The 17,076-nt window shown below is 50.1% G+C and carries 12 protein-coding genes and 1 pseudogene; 8 read left to right on the forward strand and 5 right to left on the reverse strand.

Translation table 11 applies throughout. The features are described from left to right. Positions 1–81 precede the first annotated feature (81 nt). Complete coding sequence (locus ACO0LG_RS23990) at positions 82–1,650, forward strand: sensor domain-containing diguanylate cyclase (protein WP_423030175.1); 1,569 nt, start codon at positions 82–84, stop codon at positions 1,648–1,650. Positions 1,651–1,895: 245 nt separating this feature from the next. Here the strand turns inward: ACO0LG_RS23990 and ACO0LG_RS23995 are convergent, their stop codons facing one another. Continuing rightward, a complete protein-coding gene (locus ACO0LG_RS23995; protein ID WP_423030177.1) occupies positions 1,896–2,855 on the reverse strand; it encodes an AraC family transcriptional regulator in 960 nt (319 codons plus the stop codon). A 124-nt stretch (positions 2,856–2,979) separates the two neighbouring features. Between ACO0LG_RS23995 and ACO0LG_RS24000 the strand changes: the two genes are divergently transcribed. The 5 genes from ACO0LG_RS24000 (at position 2,980) to ACO0LG_RS24020 (ending at position 10,250) form a co-directional block, all read left to right on the forward strand. Then, entirely contained in the window at positions 2,980–4,107 is a 1,128-nt protein-coding gene (locus ACO0LG_RS24000; RefSeq protein WP_423030179.1) for a zinc-binding alcohol dehydrogenase family protein, read from the forward strand. A gap of 35 nt (positions 4,108–4,142) precedes the next feature. Then, the gene (locus ACO0LG_RS24005) at positions 4,143–4,907 is read left to right on the forward strand and encodes a hypothetical protein (RefSeq protein ID WP_423030181.1); all 765 of its coding nucleotides are present in this window, start codon (positions 4,143–4,145) and stop codon (positions 4,905–4,907) included. A 33-nt stretch (positions 4,908–4,940) separates the two neighbouring features. Beyond that, positions 4,941–6,002: an MBL fold metallo-hydrolase gene (locus ACO0LG_RS24010; protein ID WP_423030183.1), complete on the forward strand. Its 1,062-nt coding sequence runs from the start codon at positions 4,941–4,943 to the stop codon at positions 6,000–6,002. Between the two features lie 351 nt (positions 6,003–6,353). Further along, positions 6,354–7,790 carry a diguanylate cyclase domain-containing protein gene (locus tag ACO0LG_RS24015; protein WP_423030185.1) on the forward strand — a complete coding sequence of 479 codons (1,437 nt, stop codon included), beginning with the start codon at positions 6,354–6,356 and terminating at the stop codon, positions 7,788–7,790. A 591-nt stretch (positions 7,791–8,381) separates the two neighbouring features. Then, the gene (locus tag ACO0LG_RS24020; protein WP_423030187.1) at positions 8,382–10,250 is read left to right on the forward strand and encodes an ABC transporter ATP-binding protein/permease; all 1,869 of its coding nucleotides are present in this window, start codon (positions 8,382–8,384) and stop codon (positions 10,248–10,250) included. A 683-nt stretch (positions 10,251–10,933) separates the two neighbouring features. Here ACO0LG_RS24020 and ACO0LG_RS24025 read toward each other — a convergent pair. The 4 genes and pseudogenes from ACO0LG_RS24025 to ACO0LG_RS24040 all read right to left on the reverse strand — a co-directional run. Next, on the reverse strand, positions 10,934–12,007 hold the full coding sequence (locus ACO0LG_RS24025; protein ID WP_423030189.1) for an alpha/beta fold hydrolase: 1,074 nt from the start codon (positions 12,005–12,007) through the stop codon (positions 10,934–10,936). A 214-nt stretch (positions 12,008–12,221) separates the two neighbouring features. Further along, complete coding sequence (locus tag ACO0LG_RS24030; protein ID WP_423030191.1) at positions 12,222–12,923, reverse strand: hypothetical protein; 702 nt, start codon at positions 12,921–12,923, stop codon at positions 12,222–12,224. Between the two features lie 95 nt (positions 12,924–13,018). Beyond that, entirely contained in the window at positions 13,019–13,285 is a 267-nt protein-coding gene (locus ACO0LG_RS24035) for a recombinase family protein (protein WP_423030270.1), read from the reverse strand. A 347-nt stretch (positions 13,286–13,632) separates the two neighbouring features. Next, positions 13,633–13,955: pseudogene (locus ACO0LG_RS24040) on the reverse strand (IS21 family transposase); the annotation flags it as partial. Between the two features lie 696 nt (positions 13,956–14,651). Between ACO0LG_RS24040 and ACO0LG_RS24045 the strand changes: the two are divergent. Together ACO0LG_RS24045 and ACO0LG_RS24050 are read left to right on the forward strand one after the other, a co-directional pair. Further along, positions 14,652–15,323, forward strand: a complete 672-nt coding sequence (locus tag ACO0LG_RS24045) for a helix-turn-helix domain-containing protein (protein WP_423030193.1) — start codon at positions 14,652–14,654, stop codon at positions 15,321–15,323. Positions 15,324–15,325: 2 nt separating this feature from the next. Continuing rightward, positions 15,326–16,618, forward strand: a complete 1,293-nt coding sequence (locus ACO0LG_RS24050) for a type II toxin-antitoxin system HipA family toxin (RefSeq protein ID WP_423030195.1) — start codon at positions 15,326–15,328, stop codon at positions 16,616–16,618. The last annotated feature ends 458 nt before the right edge of the window (positions 16,619–17,076 follow it).

A 17,076-nucleotide genomic window follows, 5' to 3' on the forward strand; every position in this document is an offset into this window, starting at 1 on the left:
ATGAAGCTAGAATAAAAAAGCAAGGCTGACTGTTTGGCGAGTTAAAAATGAGCGTAGTACGGATGTTTCTCCTGGATATGCATGATTGATCCCTCACAATCCACCAAGATCATCGGAATAAGGGTGAAGAAAGCTTCACTTACTGGATTAGTGTTGGGGTTCGTCATGCTGGTTTGCCTGTCGCTTATCTTCATGGACGGATGGCGAAGCTGGACAGCCAGGAAAAATCAGTTGCAAGAAGCTGAGGTTTCCACAGCCAATATGGCGCGCGCGATAGCGCAACATGCCGACGATACGATCAAGGCGGCCGATACTGCCCTGCTAGGCATTGTTGAGCGTATTCAGGCGGATGGCACCTCTGCACCTGCGTTGGAGCGCCTGCACAAATTGCTCGTGCGCAGAACTTCACAACTAGCACAGCTCAAAGGCTTGTTTGTTTATGACGAAAACGGGCGATGGCTAGTGAATTCATTGCCAGCTATGCCTGAGAACGTCAACAATGCGGACCGCGACTATTTTATTTATCACCGCACCCATCAGGAAGACAAGCCATATATAGGATTGCCTATACAAAGTCGTTCCAGCGGCGCATGGGTCATGACAGTGTCTCGCCGTATCAATCATGCAGATGGCAGCTTTGCAGGTGTCGCACTGGCGTCCATCGATATTGATTATTTCAATAAATTTTACGACAGCTTCAATCTCGGAAAAAATGGGGCAATCGTTTTAGTCATGGAACGTGCTGTCTTGGTGACGCGTCGGCCTTTGTTGGCCGACTCCGTCGGCAAGAGCATGGTGAATACCACCGTTTTTAAAGAGAGCCGCTCTAAAGCGCTTGGGATATTCACCGTAAATTCTGCGCAGGATGGCGTAAAACGATTGAACAGTTTCCGTCACCTGGATAAATATCCCTTGTTTGCTTCTGCAGCCCTATCAGAACAAGAAATTCTTGCAGAATGGCTGGCGGATACTTATTTGCATTCAACTGGGGTGGGGATACTTGTGCTGGTTTTGAGTTCAGTCGGATTTTATCTTGTAGGGCAAATCAAGCTGCGTGTTGATGCAGAAGCAGAAAGCGCTGCTGCAAAAGATGCCATGCAGCGCCTGAACCTGGCTCTTGAACGGCTTTCACTGCAGGATGCATTAACTGAATTGGCCAACCGGCGCAATTTCGACATCATCCTGGAAGAAGAGTTTAATCGCGCAATCCGGAATTCGAGTTCCCTGGCGTTGATTATGTTCGATGTTGACCACTTCAAGAGGTATAACGATATTTATGGCCACGTAGCAGGAGATGAATGTCTCAAAGAAATAAGCCAGGCCGCCAAATCCTGCCAGCGTCGGGCAGGTGATCTTATCGCCCGTTATGGTGGTGAGGAATTCGCAGTGATCCTGCCAGCGACTGACGTCGAGGGTGCTCTGCTGATTGCAGAAAATATTCGTCTTGCAATTCAAAAGCTCGCTATGCCCCACGCCGCCAATGCGACGGGCGTTGTAACGGTCAGCGCTGGTGTGGAGGCGATTATCCCGTTGAGAGAATTAAACAAACCGGTTGCTTTGATCGAGGCTGCCGATATGGCACTATATGTTGCAAAAAGAACTGGGCGTAACCGTGTTTGCCGCAATGAAAGCCTGACGAAAACAGCGTGAAGAGAAAATCATGATATTGATATTGATATGCCGTGCCGGACAGGTGCTTATCGCGGGAGACTTGCTATAAAGCTTGAATAAAGTAGATGAAACATCAATAGAAAAACCACTGCGTCCCTTGCGTGGACTGTTCTTTGCGGTTATGCCTTAAGCGACAAAGACAGTACTTTAGTACGCGGCTCCTAGAAGGCGAGCTACAACGTAGCTGGGGCGGTTTTCTGTCAGTCCGAATAGTTTAAGAAAATTTAGCAGAGACCCGAAGATCTACTGAGCTCCGTTTGACTCATGCTGTATTCCCGTGGTGAGCATTGCATGACACGTTTGAAGGCTGTGCTGAATGCGCTTTCAGATTCGTAGCCCAGTGAAGGGGCGATGACGGCGATGGAGTCGCTGGTAGTCATCAGCCGGTCCCCCGCCAGCAGCATGCGCCAGCGGGTCAGGTAATCCATCGGCGATTCGCCTACCAGTGTTTTGAATTTCAAAGCGAAGGTTGATCTCGACATACAAGAGCGTTCTGCCAGGCTTTGCAAGGTCCATTTGTGGGCCGGGTCTTCATGCATGGCATGGATGGCGGCACTGAGCTGTTTGTCGCTTAGTGCATAAATCCAGCCTACGCCACTGGCTGCTTCTGTCCCTGCAGCCCCTTCTGCACCATTCACCAGAAACAGCCGGAGCGCCTGGATGAGCATGAGATGGGCCAGGTGCCGGGCGATCAATGAACCGCCAGGCTGGGGCTCGCGCAGCTCTTGCATGATTTGTTCCAGTGAACCACGCAAGGCTTTTTTATCGGATTCTTTACGAATATGTACGACCGCCGGCAAGATGCTCAGCAGCACGCTGGCATGTCTTCCGGCAAATTCGAAATAGCCGCCCAGCCCATAACAATCGCCCCCGCCGTTGTAGGTGACGATGCCACCTTCTTTTGCGGTGGGGAATACCTTGCTGGCATCAACCGCGGGCAAAGCCGGGTCGCTGCCCAGGCTGGCGGGTTGCCCGCCAGGCAGCAGTACGCAATCGCCTTCTTTCAAATGGATAGGTTCAGGATAGCCTTCCACGCTGAGCCAGAATTCGCCCTCAAGCAGAGCATAGCAGCGTATGCCTTGCATGGCCTTGAAATACAATGACCATTGTCCACCCGCGTCCAGGCCGCGAAACATATAGCTGCGCGGCTTGAGCAGGGATAAGACATCTGAAAGTGGGTCCATCACATTCCCGGACGATAGCAAAGATAAGCCGGACTATAGAGCATGGATGCTCCTTGCACAAGCGCCTATCATCTGGCCTTTCTTGCCCGTGATGGGCGATCAGTATTTATTTCAGGGGGCATGAATGACAACCAATACTGCGGCATGGATATTATCGAAACGCGCTGATCTGGCGGTACAGCCAGCCAGTTACACCCCGCCCGGCGACAACGAGATTGTGGTGAAAAACCATGCCATCGCCATCAATCCGCTGGACTGGATATTGCAAAATGCGGGTGAACTGGTGTTTTCATGGATCAGATATCCGTTTATCCTGGGGTCTGACCTGGCGGGCGAGGTAGTGGAAGTGGGCAAGAATGTCAGCCGTTTCAAGGTGGGGCAGCGGGTGCTGGCGCATGCCGTGGGGTCTGATCCCAAGCGCAACCGCGCCGCCGAAGGCGCTTTCCAGAATTACACAGTCGTTCTTGAACAGATGGCCTGCCCCATTCCCGACAGCATGTCGTATGAAAGCGCGGCGGTTCTGCCGCTCGGTTTGTCCACAGCCGCGTGCGGTCTGTTTGAACAAGATCAGATGGCGCTCCAGCATCCTTCTGCCACTGCCAAACAAGCCAAAGCCACCGGACAAACCGTGCTGGTTTGGGGTGGGTCAACCAGCGTGGGCTGCAATGCCATACAACTGGCTGTTGCTGCTGGTTATGAGGTGATTGCCACTGCCTCGGCAAAGAACTTTGATTACCTCAGAAAACTCGGTGCCAGCCAGGTCTTTGATTATCGCAGCGACAGCGTGGTCACGGATATCATCCAGGCTTGCAATGGCAAAATCCTGGCGGGTGCAATGGCGATAGGCATGGGTTCGATGGAAGCCTGTCTTGATATTGTGCATGCCTGCAAGGGCAATAAATTTGTGGCGATGGCGACGTTTCCAGTGTCTTTCCAGAAGATGACAAAGGGAACCAACCTCAAGCTACAGTTCCTGCTTCAGTTGCCAAGGCTTGTTGCGTTCATGCTGTCGATGCAGATCAAGTCGCGCTTGCGCGGTATACGCACCAAGGCCATTTTTGGCACATCGCTGATCGCCAATGAAGTCAGCCACCTTATCTATAGAGATTTTTTGCCAGCAGCGCTCGCGCAGGGCATCTTTGTTGCCGCGCCTTCGCCGCATGTCATCGGCAAGGGACTGGAGTATGTGCAGGCCGGTCTGGACATGCAAAGAAAAGGCGTATCAGCCAGCAAGATCGTGATTTCGCTGTAAAGTGGGTATCATCAACGCAGATATGAGGTTCATGTATGACATCACTCAAAGATGCGCAACAGGTGTTGCTGATGTACGGCCTGATGATGGGGGTAGGCATGGTGCTGGCCTGGGGCTGGTCGCACTTTGACAGGCGTACATTTCGTGGCGTCGGCGTCTGGGTCAAGCCGCTGAAATTCATGTCGGCCACGGCGCTGTTTGCCATGACCAGCGCAGGGTTGATGCAGATGGCTGAGGTGACACCCGCGGCCTTGCCTTCGTTTTACTGGATTGCTGTGCTCATCGTCAGTACATCGATCTTTGAAGTGTCTTACATCAGCTTGCAGGCCAGCCTGGGGCAGGCTTCGCATTACAATACGTCAGACGCTCTGCATGCGGCCATGGCGGCGCTGATGGGCATTATGGCGGTGTGCCTGACGGCCAGCCAGGTCTGGCTGGCCTGGGCCATCTGGGCGCACCGTAGCAGGCCAGCAGTGTCGCTCACGCTGATCGCCATCGTCACGGGTTTGATGTTGACTTTTGTGCTGGCAACGGTCAGCGGCTTTATGCTGGGTGCGCGTCAACCCGCAGCCGGTAAAGGCTTGCCACTGGTGGGCTGGCATGTGCAGGGCGATGTCCGGCCTGCCCATTTTCTTGGGGTGCATGCACAGCAATTCATACCGGCCTTCGGGCTGATCGCCTCCTGGCTTCCTGCCTATTTTCCGGCAAAGGCAGGCTATGTGGTATTCATCGTTCTCACTACAAGCTATGTGCTTGCGTGGTGGCGTTTAAGCGCCACTGCATTGCATGTGCGTTCATGAAATTGTGGACAGTGTTTTTGGTAAGGTAAAAATATGCAGATCATCATTATCCGTTTTATTCTTGGCATCTGTTTTCTCCAGTTGGCAGGATGCGCACCCATGCAGCATTATCCCAAATCAGATCACTATGATGGCAGCAGGTTTTTTAATCCAGCTGATCCGGCAGGTAACAGCTTGTGGGATGGGCTTAAAGTCTTATTTGCATTTGATTTTGCGCACTGGCCAGACCAGGTCGACAATGCGCCGGCACTGCATCTGCATGACAAACTGGCTGGGGATGAAGTTGCCATCACCTTTGTCAATCATGCCAGCGTGCTTATCCAGACAGAGCACATGAATTTGCTGACCGACCCGGTCTGGTCGGAGCGCGTCAGCCCCTTAAGCTGGATCGGCCCCAAACGGCACCGTCAGCCAGGCATTGCTTTTGCTGATTTGCCAAAAATTGATGTCGTCATCATCAGCCACAATCATTATGATCACATGGATCTTGACACACTCAAGCAATTAGAAGAGCGCTTTCACCCGCTATTTTTTGTCCCGCTCGGTAATAAAAAGTTATTAGAAGATAATGGCGTGACGCAGGTCGTTGAGTTGGACTGGTGGCAAAGCCACCCGCTTGCTTCGGGCGTGAAACTGAGCCTGACACCCGCTGCGCATTTTTCTGGCCGCGGCCTGTTTGACAGGGACCGCAGCTTGTGGGGCAGTTACCATCTTTCCTTTAACGGCCACAGCCTTTACTTTGGTGGCGACACCGCGTATTCACCTCATTTCAAGGCGATACAAGAACGCTTTGGCCCGCCCGATATTGCCTTGCTGCCCATTGGTGCCTTTGAGCCAAGATGGTTCATGAAGCAGGTACATATTGACCCGGCAGAAGCTGTGCAAGCACACCTGGACTTGGGAGCCAGACAAAGTATAGGCATGCATTTCGGTACTTTCCAGCTGACCAATGAAAGTATCGGTCAACCGGTAAAAGACTTGCAATCCGCTTTGCAAAATAAGAAAGTAATGGCGAGTGAATTTGCAGTTCTGGGAGAAGGGAGCACTACCAGGTTCAAACTAAAGTCCGCAACAGTGCTTAGTCAAGCAGAATGAGACACGAGTTTTTTTGAAAGAATAAGTGTGTGTAAATCAGTGAAGATTTGACCACTACCCGAGCCAGGCGTTATTAATACTGCAATCCGAAATTGCTTATCCTGGCCATTGGAATGTTCATTTTTAATAGCCATTAATTAACTAATCACGCTGACCCGTCTTTGTAAAATCAATTGGATCATCCCAAAAACAAATGCTGGACTACAGGCTACACAAGACCTTGAAAACTCCTTGAATGCCATGCCGCAAAAATTAACAAAAAAATGGTGAATCCGCCACATATTGAAAGGAAAATCAATCAGAAATATCATAAAATAATTGTGTGCGCTTAAAACTGTCTGGAATCGTAAAATGAAAAAAAATAAAAACCACCTTGACCGATTAGAGCGCATCGTTGAAACCCAATCACTTCTCGCCCAGGCGGATCTGGATCTTGCGGTGTTCATGCAGCTTGTTGTCAATACATTACAAGAACTCACAGACGCCAAAGGCGCGGTAGTCGAACTCGTCGATGGCGACTACATGGTTTATCGCGCCGCCAGCGGTGCGATATCCCAGCATGTTGGTTTGCGCTTGTTGAGGGCGAACAGCTTGTCAGGCTTATGTGTCAGTAGCGCACAGATTCTTCAATGCGACGACGCAGAAACCGATTCACGCGTCGATGCCAATGCCTGCCAAAAGGTGGGTGTCCGTTCCATGATTTGCACACCACTTTTTGAACGGGGCCTGCCCGTTGGCGTTCTTAAAGTCATGTCGGAGCAGGCATATGGTTTTGATGAAGAAGATTTACAGACGCTGGAACTGATGGGCGCGGCACTGGGGGCAGCGCTTGGCAAGCAGGTGGCTTTTGACGAGATGCTTCGTGTGCAGGCACAGCTGCGCGCCAGTGAAGAACGCATACGCACCATCCTGGAACATGCCAATGATGCCGTGATATCGATAGACAATGCTGGAATCGTGACACAATGGAACCGTTCTTCCGAATCCCTGTTTGGCTGGCACAATCATGAAGCCATGGGGCGCAATATAGTCGATCTGATCGTGCCACCGGCTTTCAGAAGTTCCTTCGTCAATATCCTGGCGCATTTGGATAAACTCAGAAAAACACCAACAACCGCACGACGGGAATTCCTCGCCGTTGACCGCGACGGTAAAGAAATTTCTGTCGAGGTGAGTTTGAACGTGAATAATATTGCAGACCGGCTTGAATTCACTGCTTTTTTACACGACATTTCTGAACGAAAAAAATGGGAAGAAGCGCTCAATGCAATGGCGCTGTCGGACGGATTAACCGGGCTTCCAAACCGGCGTCACTTCATGGAAGTATTGCATCAATCGATAGTCAGGCAATTGCGACAAAACAATGGGCTTGCTTTATTGTTCATGGACTTGAATGGTTTTAAAAAAATAAATGATACCAACGGCCATGACACGGGAGACCAGGTATTAAAAGAATTCGCAAAAAGAGTTTCTGGCTGTTTGCGAGAGAGCGACACCATGGCCCGTCTTGGCGGCGATGAATTTGTGGTGCTCGCCGAGGGGGTGCGGGTACTGGAGCATGCCCAAATCCTGGCCCGCAAAATTGTCACGACATTGGATGCGCCTGTCTCCGGTTCTGCGATTATGATGTCAACCAGCATCGGTATCAGTATTTACGATTCCCTGGCCAATGCCGAGCAATTCCTGAAGGAAGCCGATATCGCCATGTATAAAGCAAAACAGCTTGCGTCCAGTAGCAGCGCTATTGCCGCATTTGTGGAACAAAGCGTATTGCTAAAAGAATGTTGACCTGGATTTTAGTGAAATTTCCCCGCATTGCCTGATTATTTGCATCGATGCTGATCCACGGTCAATACCCCTGTCTCTACTGATCTTGATGGACAGGGACGCACCCCTCAACAGTCCGACCGATTTTATGGTTGTAAATTGCATAAAACTCATTTCATCAATAGGGTGAGATGCGGTTGTCTCATCACCTGGGCTGGTAAGGCGGGCGAGGCAATCAATAGGGCGCTATTGATAATAAGTCCAGCACAGCCCAGCGCAGGTGATGAGGCAAACCCTCCGGGAACTGACGATTTGGGCGCATTACAGCGTTGCGCCCCTCGCTAAGGTAGCAGCTTTAGCTTCGTGCCACGCCTTGCACTCCATCCCAATCGTCTTGTTCGCACGCATCCTATTGATGAAATGCGTTCTATTACATCTATTGTCATTTGACTGCAACCACACTTGCTACGTAGCGCGACATGTACACATCTACGCCAGCCATCGTAAATTTTCCGGTTTTTATTCTACTATGCAGGACTATGTCCGTTCCCGCACAGAACAATATCGCGCCAGATTTCATAATGAATAAAAACCTATTCACTGAATCTGACCATGACTATCTCAAGCGACGCTCACCCCAATGTAGAAACCGATGGTGTGCCACCACCACCCAAGAGGCGCCGCACGGCGTTCCTCTCACTTTCTGCATGGCGGCAATTTCTTGATGTCGCCAAGCCTTATTGGCTTGGTGAAGAATGGAAGAGAGCCTGGACACTTCTGGTGCTGCTGATCGTATTAATGCTGTTTGAAACCAAGTTCGCCGTCATGCTGAACGATCAGGCCGGAGAAATGACTTCGGCGCTGGCAGCAAAGCAAGGAGATCGCTTTTGGACATCCGTGCAAACCTGCCTCATGGTGCTGGCCTTTGCCGTGCCAACTTATGCCTTCTACTATTACATGCGCGACCTGTTCGCCAACCAGTGGCGGCGCTGGCTCAGTGGACGCTTCCTGGACGGTTATCTTAAAGATCGCAAATACTACGCACTCGGTGCCGACAGCACGCTCGACAACCCTGACCAGCGCATCAGCGAAGACATTAATACGTTTACAGGCAGGTCCATTAACTTCTTGCTCATTTTCTTGGGATCTGCCATGCAACTGGTGGCGTTTAGCGCTGTGTTGTGGTCGATTTCTCATTTGCTGGTTGGCGTATTGGTGGTGTACGCCCTGATCGGTACTGGTGCCGCGCTGTATGCATTCGGCAACCCATTGATACACCTGAATTTTTGGCAACTGCGGCGTGAGGCAGACTTTCGTTACAGCCTGATGCGTGTACGCGAAAATGCAGAATCGATTGCCTTCTATCGCGGCGAAGCGCAGGAACGCGCGCACATCGACAGCAAGCTTCACCGCGCCATCCAAAACTACGACAAGCTGATCAAGAAGCAGCGTTCTCTTAATCTGTACCAGCGCACGTTCAGTCAGCTCACTTTGGTGTTGCCAGTGGCGATACTTGCCCAACAAGTTTTGTCAGGCGAGCTGGAGGTAGGGCGTGCTACGCAGGCGATCGGGGCATTTTCTGCAGTACTCGGCGCTGTGGGTGTGATCGTGGAAAATTTTGAAAGCCTGAGCCGCTTCGTGGCAGGCGTAGGCCGCCTGCAGGCATTGTCAGACCTGGTATTACCCAAGACGGCACCGGTGCCGGCAACTGAAGCGGCAACTGAAGTCGAGACCGTACGCATCCAGCTGCGCCCAAGCACCCAGTTCGCACTGGAATCAGTCACACTGCATCCACCGCAATCGCAACGTGTGCTGATCAAGGAACTGAGCCTTGCATTGCAACCCGGTGAGGCCTTGCTCATTACTGGCGACAGCGGCTGCGGCAAAAGCTCGCTGTTGCGCGCGATCGCCGGATTGTGGCACACCGGCAGCGGCCTCATCCATCATCCCCCGCTAGAGAATTTTTTCTTCCTGCCGCAGCAACCTTATTTGCAGACAGGTTCGCTGCGCAGCCAGCTGATCTACCCTAGTGCGGACTCAGCACTCAGCGACGAACAGTTGCTGGAGATTCTGGATCAGGTATATCTGCCGCAACTGGCCGAACGTGTAGGCGGTCTGTCTGCGGTGCATGACTGGGAGAAGTTGCTGTCGGTCGGCGAGCAGCAGCGCATGGCATTCGCCCGCATCCTGGTCCATACACCCGACATCGTCATTCTGGACGAAGCAACCAGCGCACTCGACAGCGCCAATGAATCGGCCCTGTACGCACGCCTGCGTGAGAGCGGCGTTACCCTGATCAGTATCGCCCACCGACCCGCCGTATTGAAGCACCATACCCATGTCCTGCACCTGCTCGGTGACGGCGCATGGAAACTGCATGAGGCGAGTAGGTATCAGTTTGATGCAGCAGTAGTCAATGTGGTCAGTGTGACCAGTGAGGAAGTGCAGCCTGTGCCTGCGTTACAGGCTGCAGCAGCATAGGGTGCGGGTGCAAGGGCTCAAGCGTGCAAGGCGGCTGCGAGGTGGCATAGGCTGGACTATTGTGCATTCTGCGGCCATTGCCGTTAGCAAGCCGTTTTCGACGCGAGCTTCGGCTCCAACTTATTTTGGAGCCGCCGACCATTTCAGCATAATGGGTAGCAACGCGGGCGACGGTTGCGTAGGTCTTGCTTGTGTCGCTCAATCTGGTCGGCGAGGCAGACCTGCGCGCGTTGCTGGAAAAAGCAAAGCCAAGCGGAAGATTGATTGTGACACGCGTCGCTGTGCTGGCGGCGCTCCCTCCGCTAGAGGCCACTCAAAACCGGAGGTAGGGAGCGACAAAGTTCGCGATAGATTAATGTCTCGTGAGCAACGAGGTGGCATTCATACAGATGATTATCGAGACACGCATCGATTGAAACTAACCGAACTGCCATGCCGAGCTGCCCAAGCCAATTTCGCTCGCGAAGATCAAACAGTGGGCGCTTGAAGGCAGCATCCTGCAAGCGGCCTGCGTGGACCGCGAGTATTCCTACGTAAATGCGTAACAGGCGAAAACAGCTTTGGAATCAACGTATTTTTGCCTCACCGAACGACAGGTAACGACCCATAAAAGACACACGCTTGCGTCGTACAGGCCATTCTTTAGCGCTGATGTTGAGTAGCGTAGGCAAGTGTATGTGATTCTACTTCAAAGAAGGTGGCACAGATTGCAGCAGGTTGGCCACTTCAGCCTTCCAAAACCTCGCTTGAAATGCTGTTCCGTGCCCGGCCGTCTGGTCACTCATCGGTATGAGAAAAACATGTCCGTTCTTCACGCGCTTGATTTCACGATCCAGAATTCCAAGCTCTGGTGGATTGCGTTCGTCATCAGCGGAATTGATCGCCAACAGCGCGGACTGGATTTGCTCAAGTCCAGATGACGCGTTGTAATCACGCGAAGATTCCCACTGATAGAGGACATCATTGGCGTCAGCACTGAAGGGCGCGTTGAGCCGTTGATCAAGATTTTCGTCGGCTTTCTGGCGTGTTGGAGTCGCTCTTAACATTGCTTGATTGCCACCGTTAGTGGCAACACCAAAAAACACGGAGGCGAATTTCGCGCTTCGCGGTTGCTTCAAGTAGTTTCCGCTCATCCATTCTGGATCGCTGCGAATTGAATCAATGATGAGCCGCCTGAGCATCCAGTTCCGGCTTGACATTTCGGTTGGCAGCGATGCCATCGGAACTACGATGTCCATTAACTTCGGATGTTTTTGAGCGAAAATCCATGCCTCCATCCCGCCCATGGAATATCCAAGAACAAGTCGCAGATGGGGTATGCCGAGGTGCTCTGACACAAGTTTGTACTGGGCTTCGACCATGTCCTCATAGCTGTATTTCGGAAATTTCATGCGAAGCCCGTCAGAGGGCTTGCTCGATTTGCCGTGGCCGATTGCGTCGGGAATAATCACAAAGTAACGTCCTGCATCTAGCGGCTGCCCCGGACCGAAGAGTTCGCCAGCGAATGCAGGTGCAAGCATACTGGAACTTGATTGAGTAGTGCCGTGAAGGATCAGTACAGGCTCGCCGGTTGGAGCACCAACGGTTGTATAGTGGAGCCTCAGCTCAGGCAAAACTTCTCCAGAGTGAAACCGAAAATCGCGCACGATCCAGTCACCTTCGTTTGGCGCCGGATAGTCCGCGGCGAAGCCATCAATGGCGGTCAGCAGACAAAAAGTGGCAAGTATTGCCTGCCAAAGAACATGAACGAGTTTCATCGAGTCTCCCTTTTAAGCGTCTTAAGCGTTCTTGAGATGTCTTCTTACAGTTATTTTCGTTTCGTGAACTGCGGGCCCGTATGCTGCTACTTTGACGCAGGTAAATCTACGTCTGATGTTTCGGCAGCGCCGGAGGCGGCTCTTGGCCGATAATAACCCTAAATTGCTTATCATTTGCTGATGACAGCGCAGACGGAACAATGCGCAACTAAAATCAACGCATCTCCGCTTGGCATAGCCCCTTTGGGGTCCAGTCATGAACCAATGTCGTTGGCGGAAGAGAGGGCGCATGGAGGATAAGTGCGAAACCTTTTCTCGGTTCGCGTCCTAATGCCATAAGCAGCATTGGCGGGCCGCCACGTATTACCATGCTATTCCCTGGTCCACGCCCCACTTGTACGCCTTCTGGCGTTTCCAGACAAGAATCCCCGTTGACGGCATAAAAAGCTTCAGGCCCAGAGTGAACATGGATTGGTGCTGTCATACCTGGGCTAAAGGTAGATTTGAGAAACTCCGCATCATACGAAGTATTTCTATCTATTGAAATAGGTCCAACTTGCGCTACGTGTTCTCCGTTGAGCGGGCGCGATGCCACCGGGCCGACCGTGAACAACCAGACGCTGCCAAACGCTTTGATAACCGAAGTGCCCCGGACTACATCCCGCTGCGCTGCTTCGACGCTGGAATATTTATCCAGGCTCCAATAGACGGTATCTGCGTTAAAGTTGCCCAAGCTCTCATGTGAAAGCAGACATGCGGGGCCAGCTTTTTCTTCGTTGACGTTCACATCCTCACAATGACGGGATGTGGCCTGGGCCCAGGCAGGAGTGCTTGCGATGATTAATTTGAATGCGACTAAGATGCCTGCAATAGTTTTGCAGCTGGAAGACATCCAAAATTTGTTGGTAGTTGACATGGGCACTCCAAAGAATTTAACAGCGGGACTAACATGAAGATGCATGTTGATTGCTACGCCGACGGTCCGCTTTTGGTCATCCGCTGCCGATCCAGCTAGGTTTTAATCAAAATCTTCCGTCCTGTTTGCTTCAACGTGCCAGCACCCGCCAATATTTTTAAGCCGACGTTTCTAGAGCGCAATTCCTCCACTGCCGTTACCAAGTGCTTCAAGTCGCGACCTAGCCGATCTGGTTCCCACACCACCAGCGTCTTGCCAGGCTCAAGCGCTTTGAGGCAAGCATTCAACCCGGGCCAGTCGTCCTTGCGGACAATGGTAAGGTCTTCATAAATCCGGCTTGGATCAATGCCAGCGGAAATCAGTACATCGCGTTAAGGCATTCGTGCCTGACTAACATTGCTTTTAGAAACGCAAAGATATTCAACCAACATAACGCATCAAACGTGCAAGAAAAATTAAATCCAAGGGTACAATATTGTGTATTTATTATCAATGAGTTTTCTTGTGTTAATTCTCCTTCTTTCGATGTTCATTTAACTTTGAACAGCCAGAACCGCTAAATCAAGCACTTACAAAACCGCAGACAATTTAAGTTTGAACCGTTTTTTCATTTAACTCTGAATTTACAGGGTTTTTTTTCATTTAAGTCTGAACTTTGAGAGATGCATGTTCGTTTGCTAGCTGAATTGACCCGGCCAGTTTGATCCACCTTCCACTTCCTGGCGAAGGCTGCCACTCGGTCGTACGACCCTTCAAATCCCAGTTCTTTCAGGTCTAAGTGAATCTGTTTTAGGCTGCGTCGCTGCTTACGATTTTTACCTGCTTCGGTTTTAAGCCAGCTTGAAAGCTGTAATGCATATTTGTCTATCGCATTGGTCGTTTGTCGCTCCGCATAGACTGGCTCTGTGACTTCAAAGCGCAGATAGCGCCGGACAGTATTGCGAGAGATATCCAGTCGTCTGGCGATCTCCCGTATGGAATCTGGTCACGAATGTGCCAGCGTCGAATCCCTGCGCTTTCCCCATAGTTCAATGCCTGCTTGCGTTCGACCTAACGACTCTTCTTATGAAAAATTTTTCTAAATATTTCACGAAAAATCAAAGATTCAATTCGATAAAATATATGGTTTGTAGTTAATTTGCTGATTATTGGACGTTAATTTCCCAATTCAGCATTTGCATTTCGACATGTGATAAGCCTCATCACGCTGATGAGATGGTGTTACCACTTTCACTAGGGACTGAGCTACGATCCTTACATTCAGATGTTTCCCTGAGTGCATCTTTTGATGCAAAAGCTTACTTCAGCTCCACTCAACATACCGCGTGGTATTTTTTTGGGGGCTCTTAAAATTTCTTTTAAGTCAATGATATTAATGCAGTATGCTGAGTGGAGTATGTAATTATTTTAGCGAATATTAGGCTATAACGCTAAATTAGTTTTATTTCATCAAGAATTTTTATTTTTGCAACAGTCAATGAATTGTTGCAGCAGCTCAAAAGGCACTCTTGTTTAGCTAATCTGCGCCGTGGTCTATCGATTAAGAAAGTTTGTCGGCGTGCTGGGATAGTTTCGAGAACTTTGCGTTGCTAGGAGTTGATGTGATTTTGATATTTGTTATTTACTAAACTCTTGGAGTTTCCTTTAATAAATGACATAAATACTATGAAAAATAAATGTGTAATTATTCTAGCGAATATTCGCTAATAGATCTAAAATAAATCCATTATGGCCCAGAAAATTTCTACTTTATTACCCATTGCTGACAAGCTGCTGCAGCAATTTGGAGAGCGTCTGCGTTTAGCGCGGCTACGCCGTGGCCTATCAGCTAAACAAGTTTGTGAGCGCGCTGGAATGGCACCTATGACATTGCGTAGCGTAGAGAGAGGTGGCTCAGGTGTCACTATAGGCGCTTATATGGCAGTAATGCAGGTTCTTGGAATTGAACAAGATTTAAGCTTGCTTGGACAAGTCGATGCTGTAGGACGATCATTACAGGATTCACGCCTTCCTGCGCCTCGGGTAGCAAGTGTGCATAGTAGGACATTTTTAGGAGAGAATCGTGAGGTCACCTTGGGGCCTGACTATGAAGAAATGAAACGCCTAGCGGCTGGCGAGAGCGCATTGGACCAGATGCACAAGGTCATGGGACCTGACTATAAAGAAATGAAACGTCTGGCGTCTGGTGAAAGCGCATTGGACCAGATGCGCAAGGCCATGGGGCCTGACTATGAAGAAATGAAGCGCCTGGCGTCTGGCGATAGCGCATTGGACAAGTCGCGTAAATTCCAAGAAACTAGCGTTGCCAACAAAGATCATACGAATTGGGCGAATGAAGGTAAATTCATTAGTTCTAGTGCGCTTTCCAACTTGATCGCTTTACCTAAAAAAGATAAATAAAGATGGCTCAGCAACGGATCGCGGTGTATGGAGATTGGGATGGATTGGAAGAGCCACTACGTCTTGGTTTCCTGAATGCCCGCCGTAGTGGTAGTCAAGAACTCTTCGAATTTTCGTTTGATGCCGAGGCGCTTACACACCCAATGCTTGCGAATATTCAACTTGACCCACGTCTACAATCCTTCACAGGCCCTCAATATCCGCCACAAGGTCGAACTAGATTTGCAGTTTTTTCCGACGCAAGTCCTGATCGTTGGGGTCGCTTCCTAATGCACCGTCGTTTAGAGCGTGATAAACGCGCCGGAGTCGTTGGGCAATCGACTAAACTCTATGAGTCCGACTATTTGCTGGGTGTACATGACCAATATCGGGTTGGTGCGCTACGCTTCCGACTTGATGACGTAGGTCCATTTTTGGACAACCAAGACCACCGAGGGGCACCACCTCTAGTGGCTTTGCGCGAACTAGAGGCTGCTAGCGACGCAATCGAACGCGACGAATTCAACGATGCACCTGATGGCGGTAAATGGCTGAAGATGCTGATTGCCCCTGGAGGATCGTTAGGGGGTGCGCGACCCAAAGCTAGCGTGATAGATCCCGATGGCGGCTTATGGATTGCCAAGTTTCCCAGTGCGCGGGACACCAGGGATGATTTCAATATTGGAGCTTGGGAAATGGTGGTGCATACGCTTGCTCGTCAATGTGGCATCCGAGTTCCCGAGAGTATGTTACGGCGCTATGTACATGCCCACCACACTTTTCTTGTTAAGCGTTTCGACCGCATCGCAAATGGCCGCCGTCTCCATTTTGCCTCGGCGATGACGCTTACTGACCATCAAGATGGTGATGACGCGGCTATTGGAGCTAGCTATTTAGAAATAGCCGAAGTCCTAATCCAATACGGTTCACAGACCAATGCTGATTTACGTGAACTGTGGACTCGTATCGTTTTTAACTTGCTCGTGTCAAATACAGATGATCACCTGCGTAATCACGGGTTTTTGCTTGACCCTGGCAAAGGTTGGCGCCTTTCAGAAGCATATGATATGAACCCGGTGCCTCATTCTGATGGTTTAAAACTCAATATCAGTCAGTCCGACAATGCTTTGGATCTCGATCTTGCTAGATCAGTCGCCCAGTATTTTCGCTTGTCGCCCACGGAGGCTCAAGAGATCATCGAAAACAGTCAAGAGGTAGTACGCCAATGGCCTCTGCTGGCTACAGCGTTGACAATTCCCGAGCGCGAACAAGAACGAATGGCTGCTGCTTTTCGATTAGCATATGCGAAATATTGATGGATATCTGCGGCGAAAATGAATGTAATTAATCAAAAATCCGCAAGACATGAACTTAGCTGTGACCAATATATAAGCATTGCGACAATCTGTGAGATTCCACATATGCATATCAGAAAATATGTATTAACTAAAGTAACACCTCACTTCATCCGATACGAAGAGGTTTTTACGAAATTAAGATGGCTAAGTGCCATCGCCGCACACAGTACTTCAGTAACGCAAGGCGACGCAACAACACCAGATTAATTTGGCAACAGTCTCTTGGTCGATTAGATAACGCAATTAAATCAATGCAAACTTGAATGTAGAAAAATGTGCAGGCATAAAAGTATGGACAACATTGTGAATCACAAAACCATCGACACCTAATCTTTGAATTAACTCAATGATTTTGATTACTTATATAAAGATCATCATCTAGAGCAACTAAATTTAGTCTCGCGCAACCGTACTAC

Source organism: Undibacterium sp. Ji42W (assembly GCF_049340405.1).
Classification (GTDB): Bacteria; Pseudomonadota; Gammaproteobacteria; order Burkholderiales; family Burkholderiaceae_D; genus Undibacterium.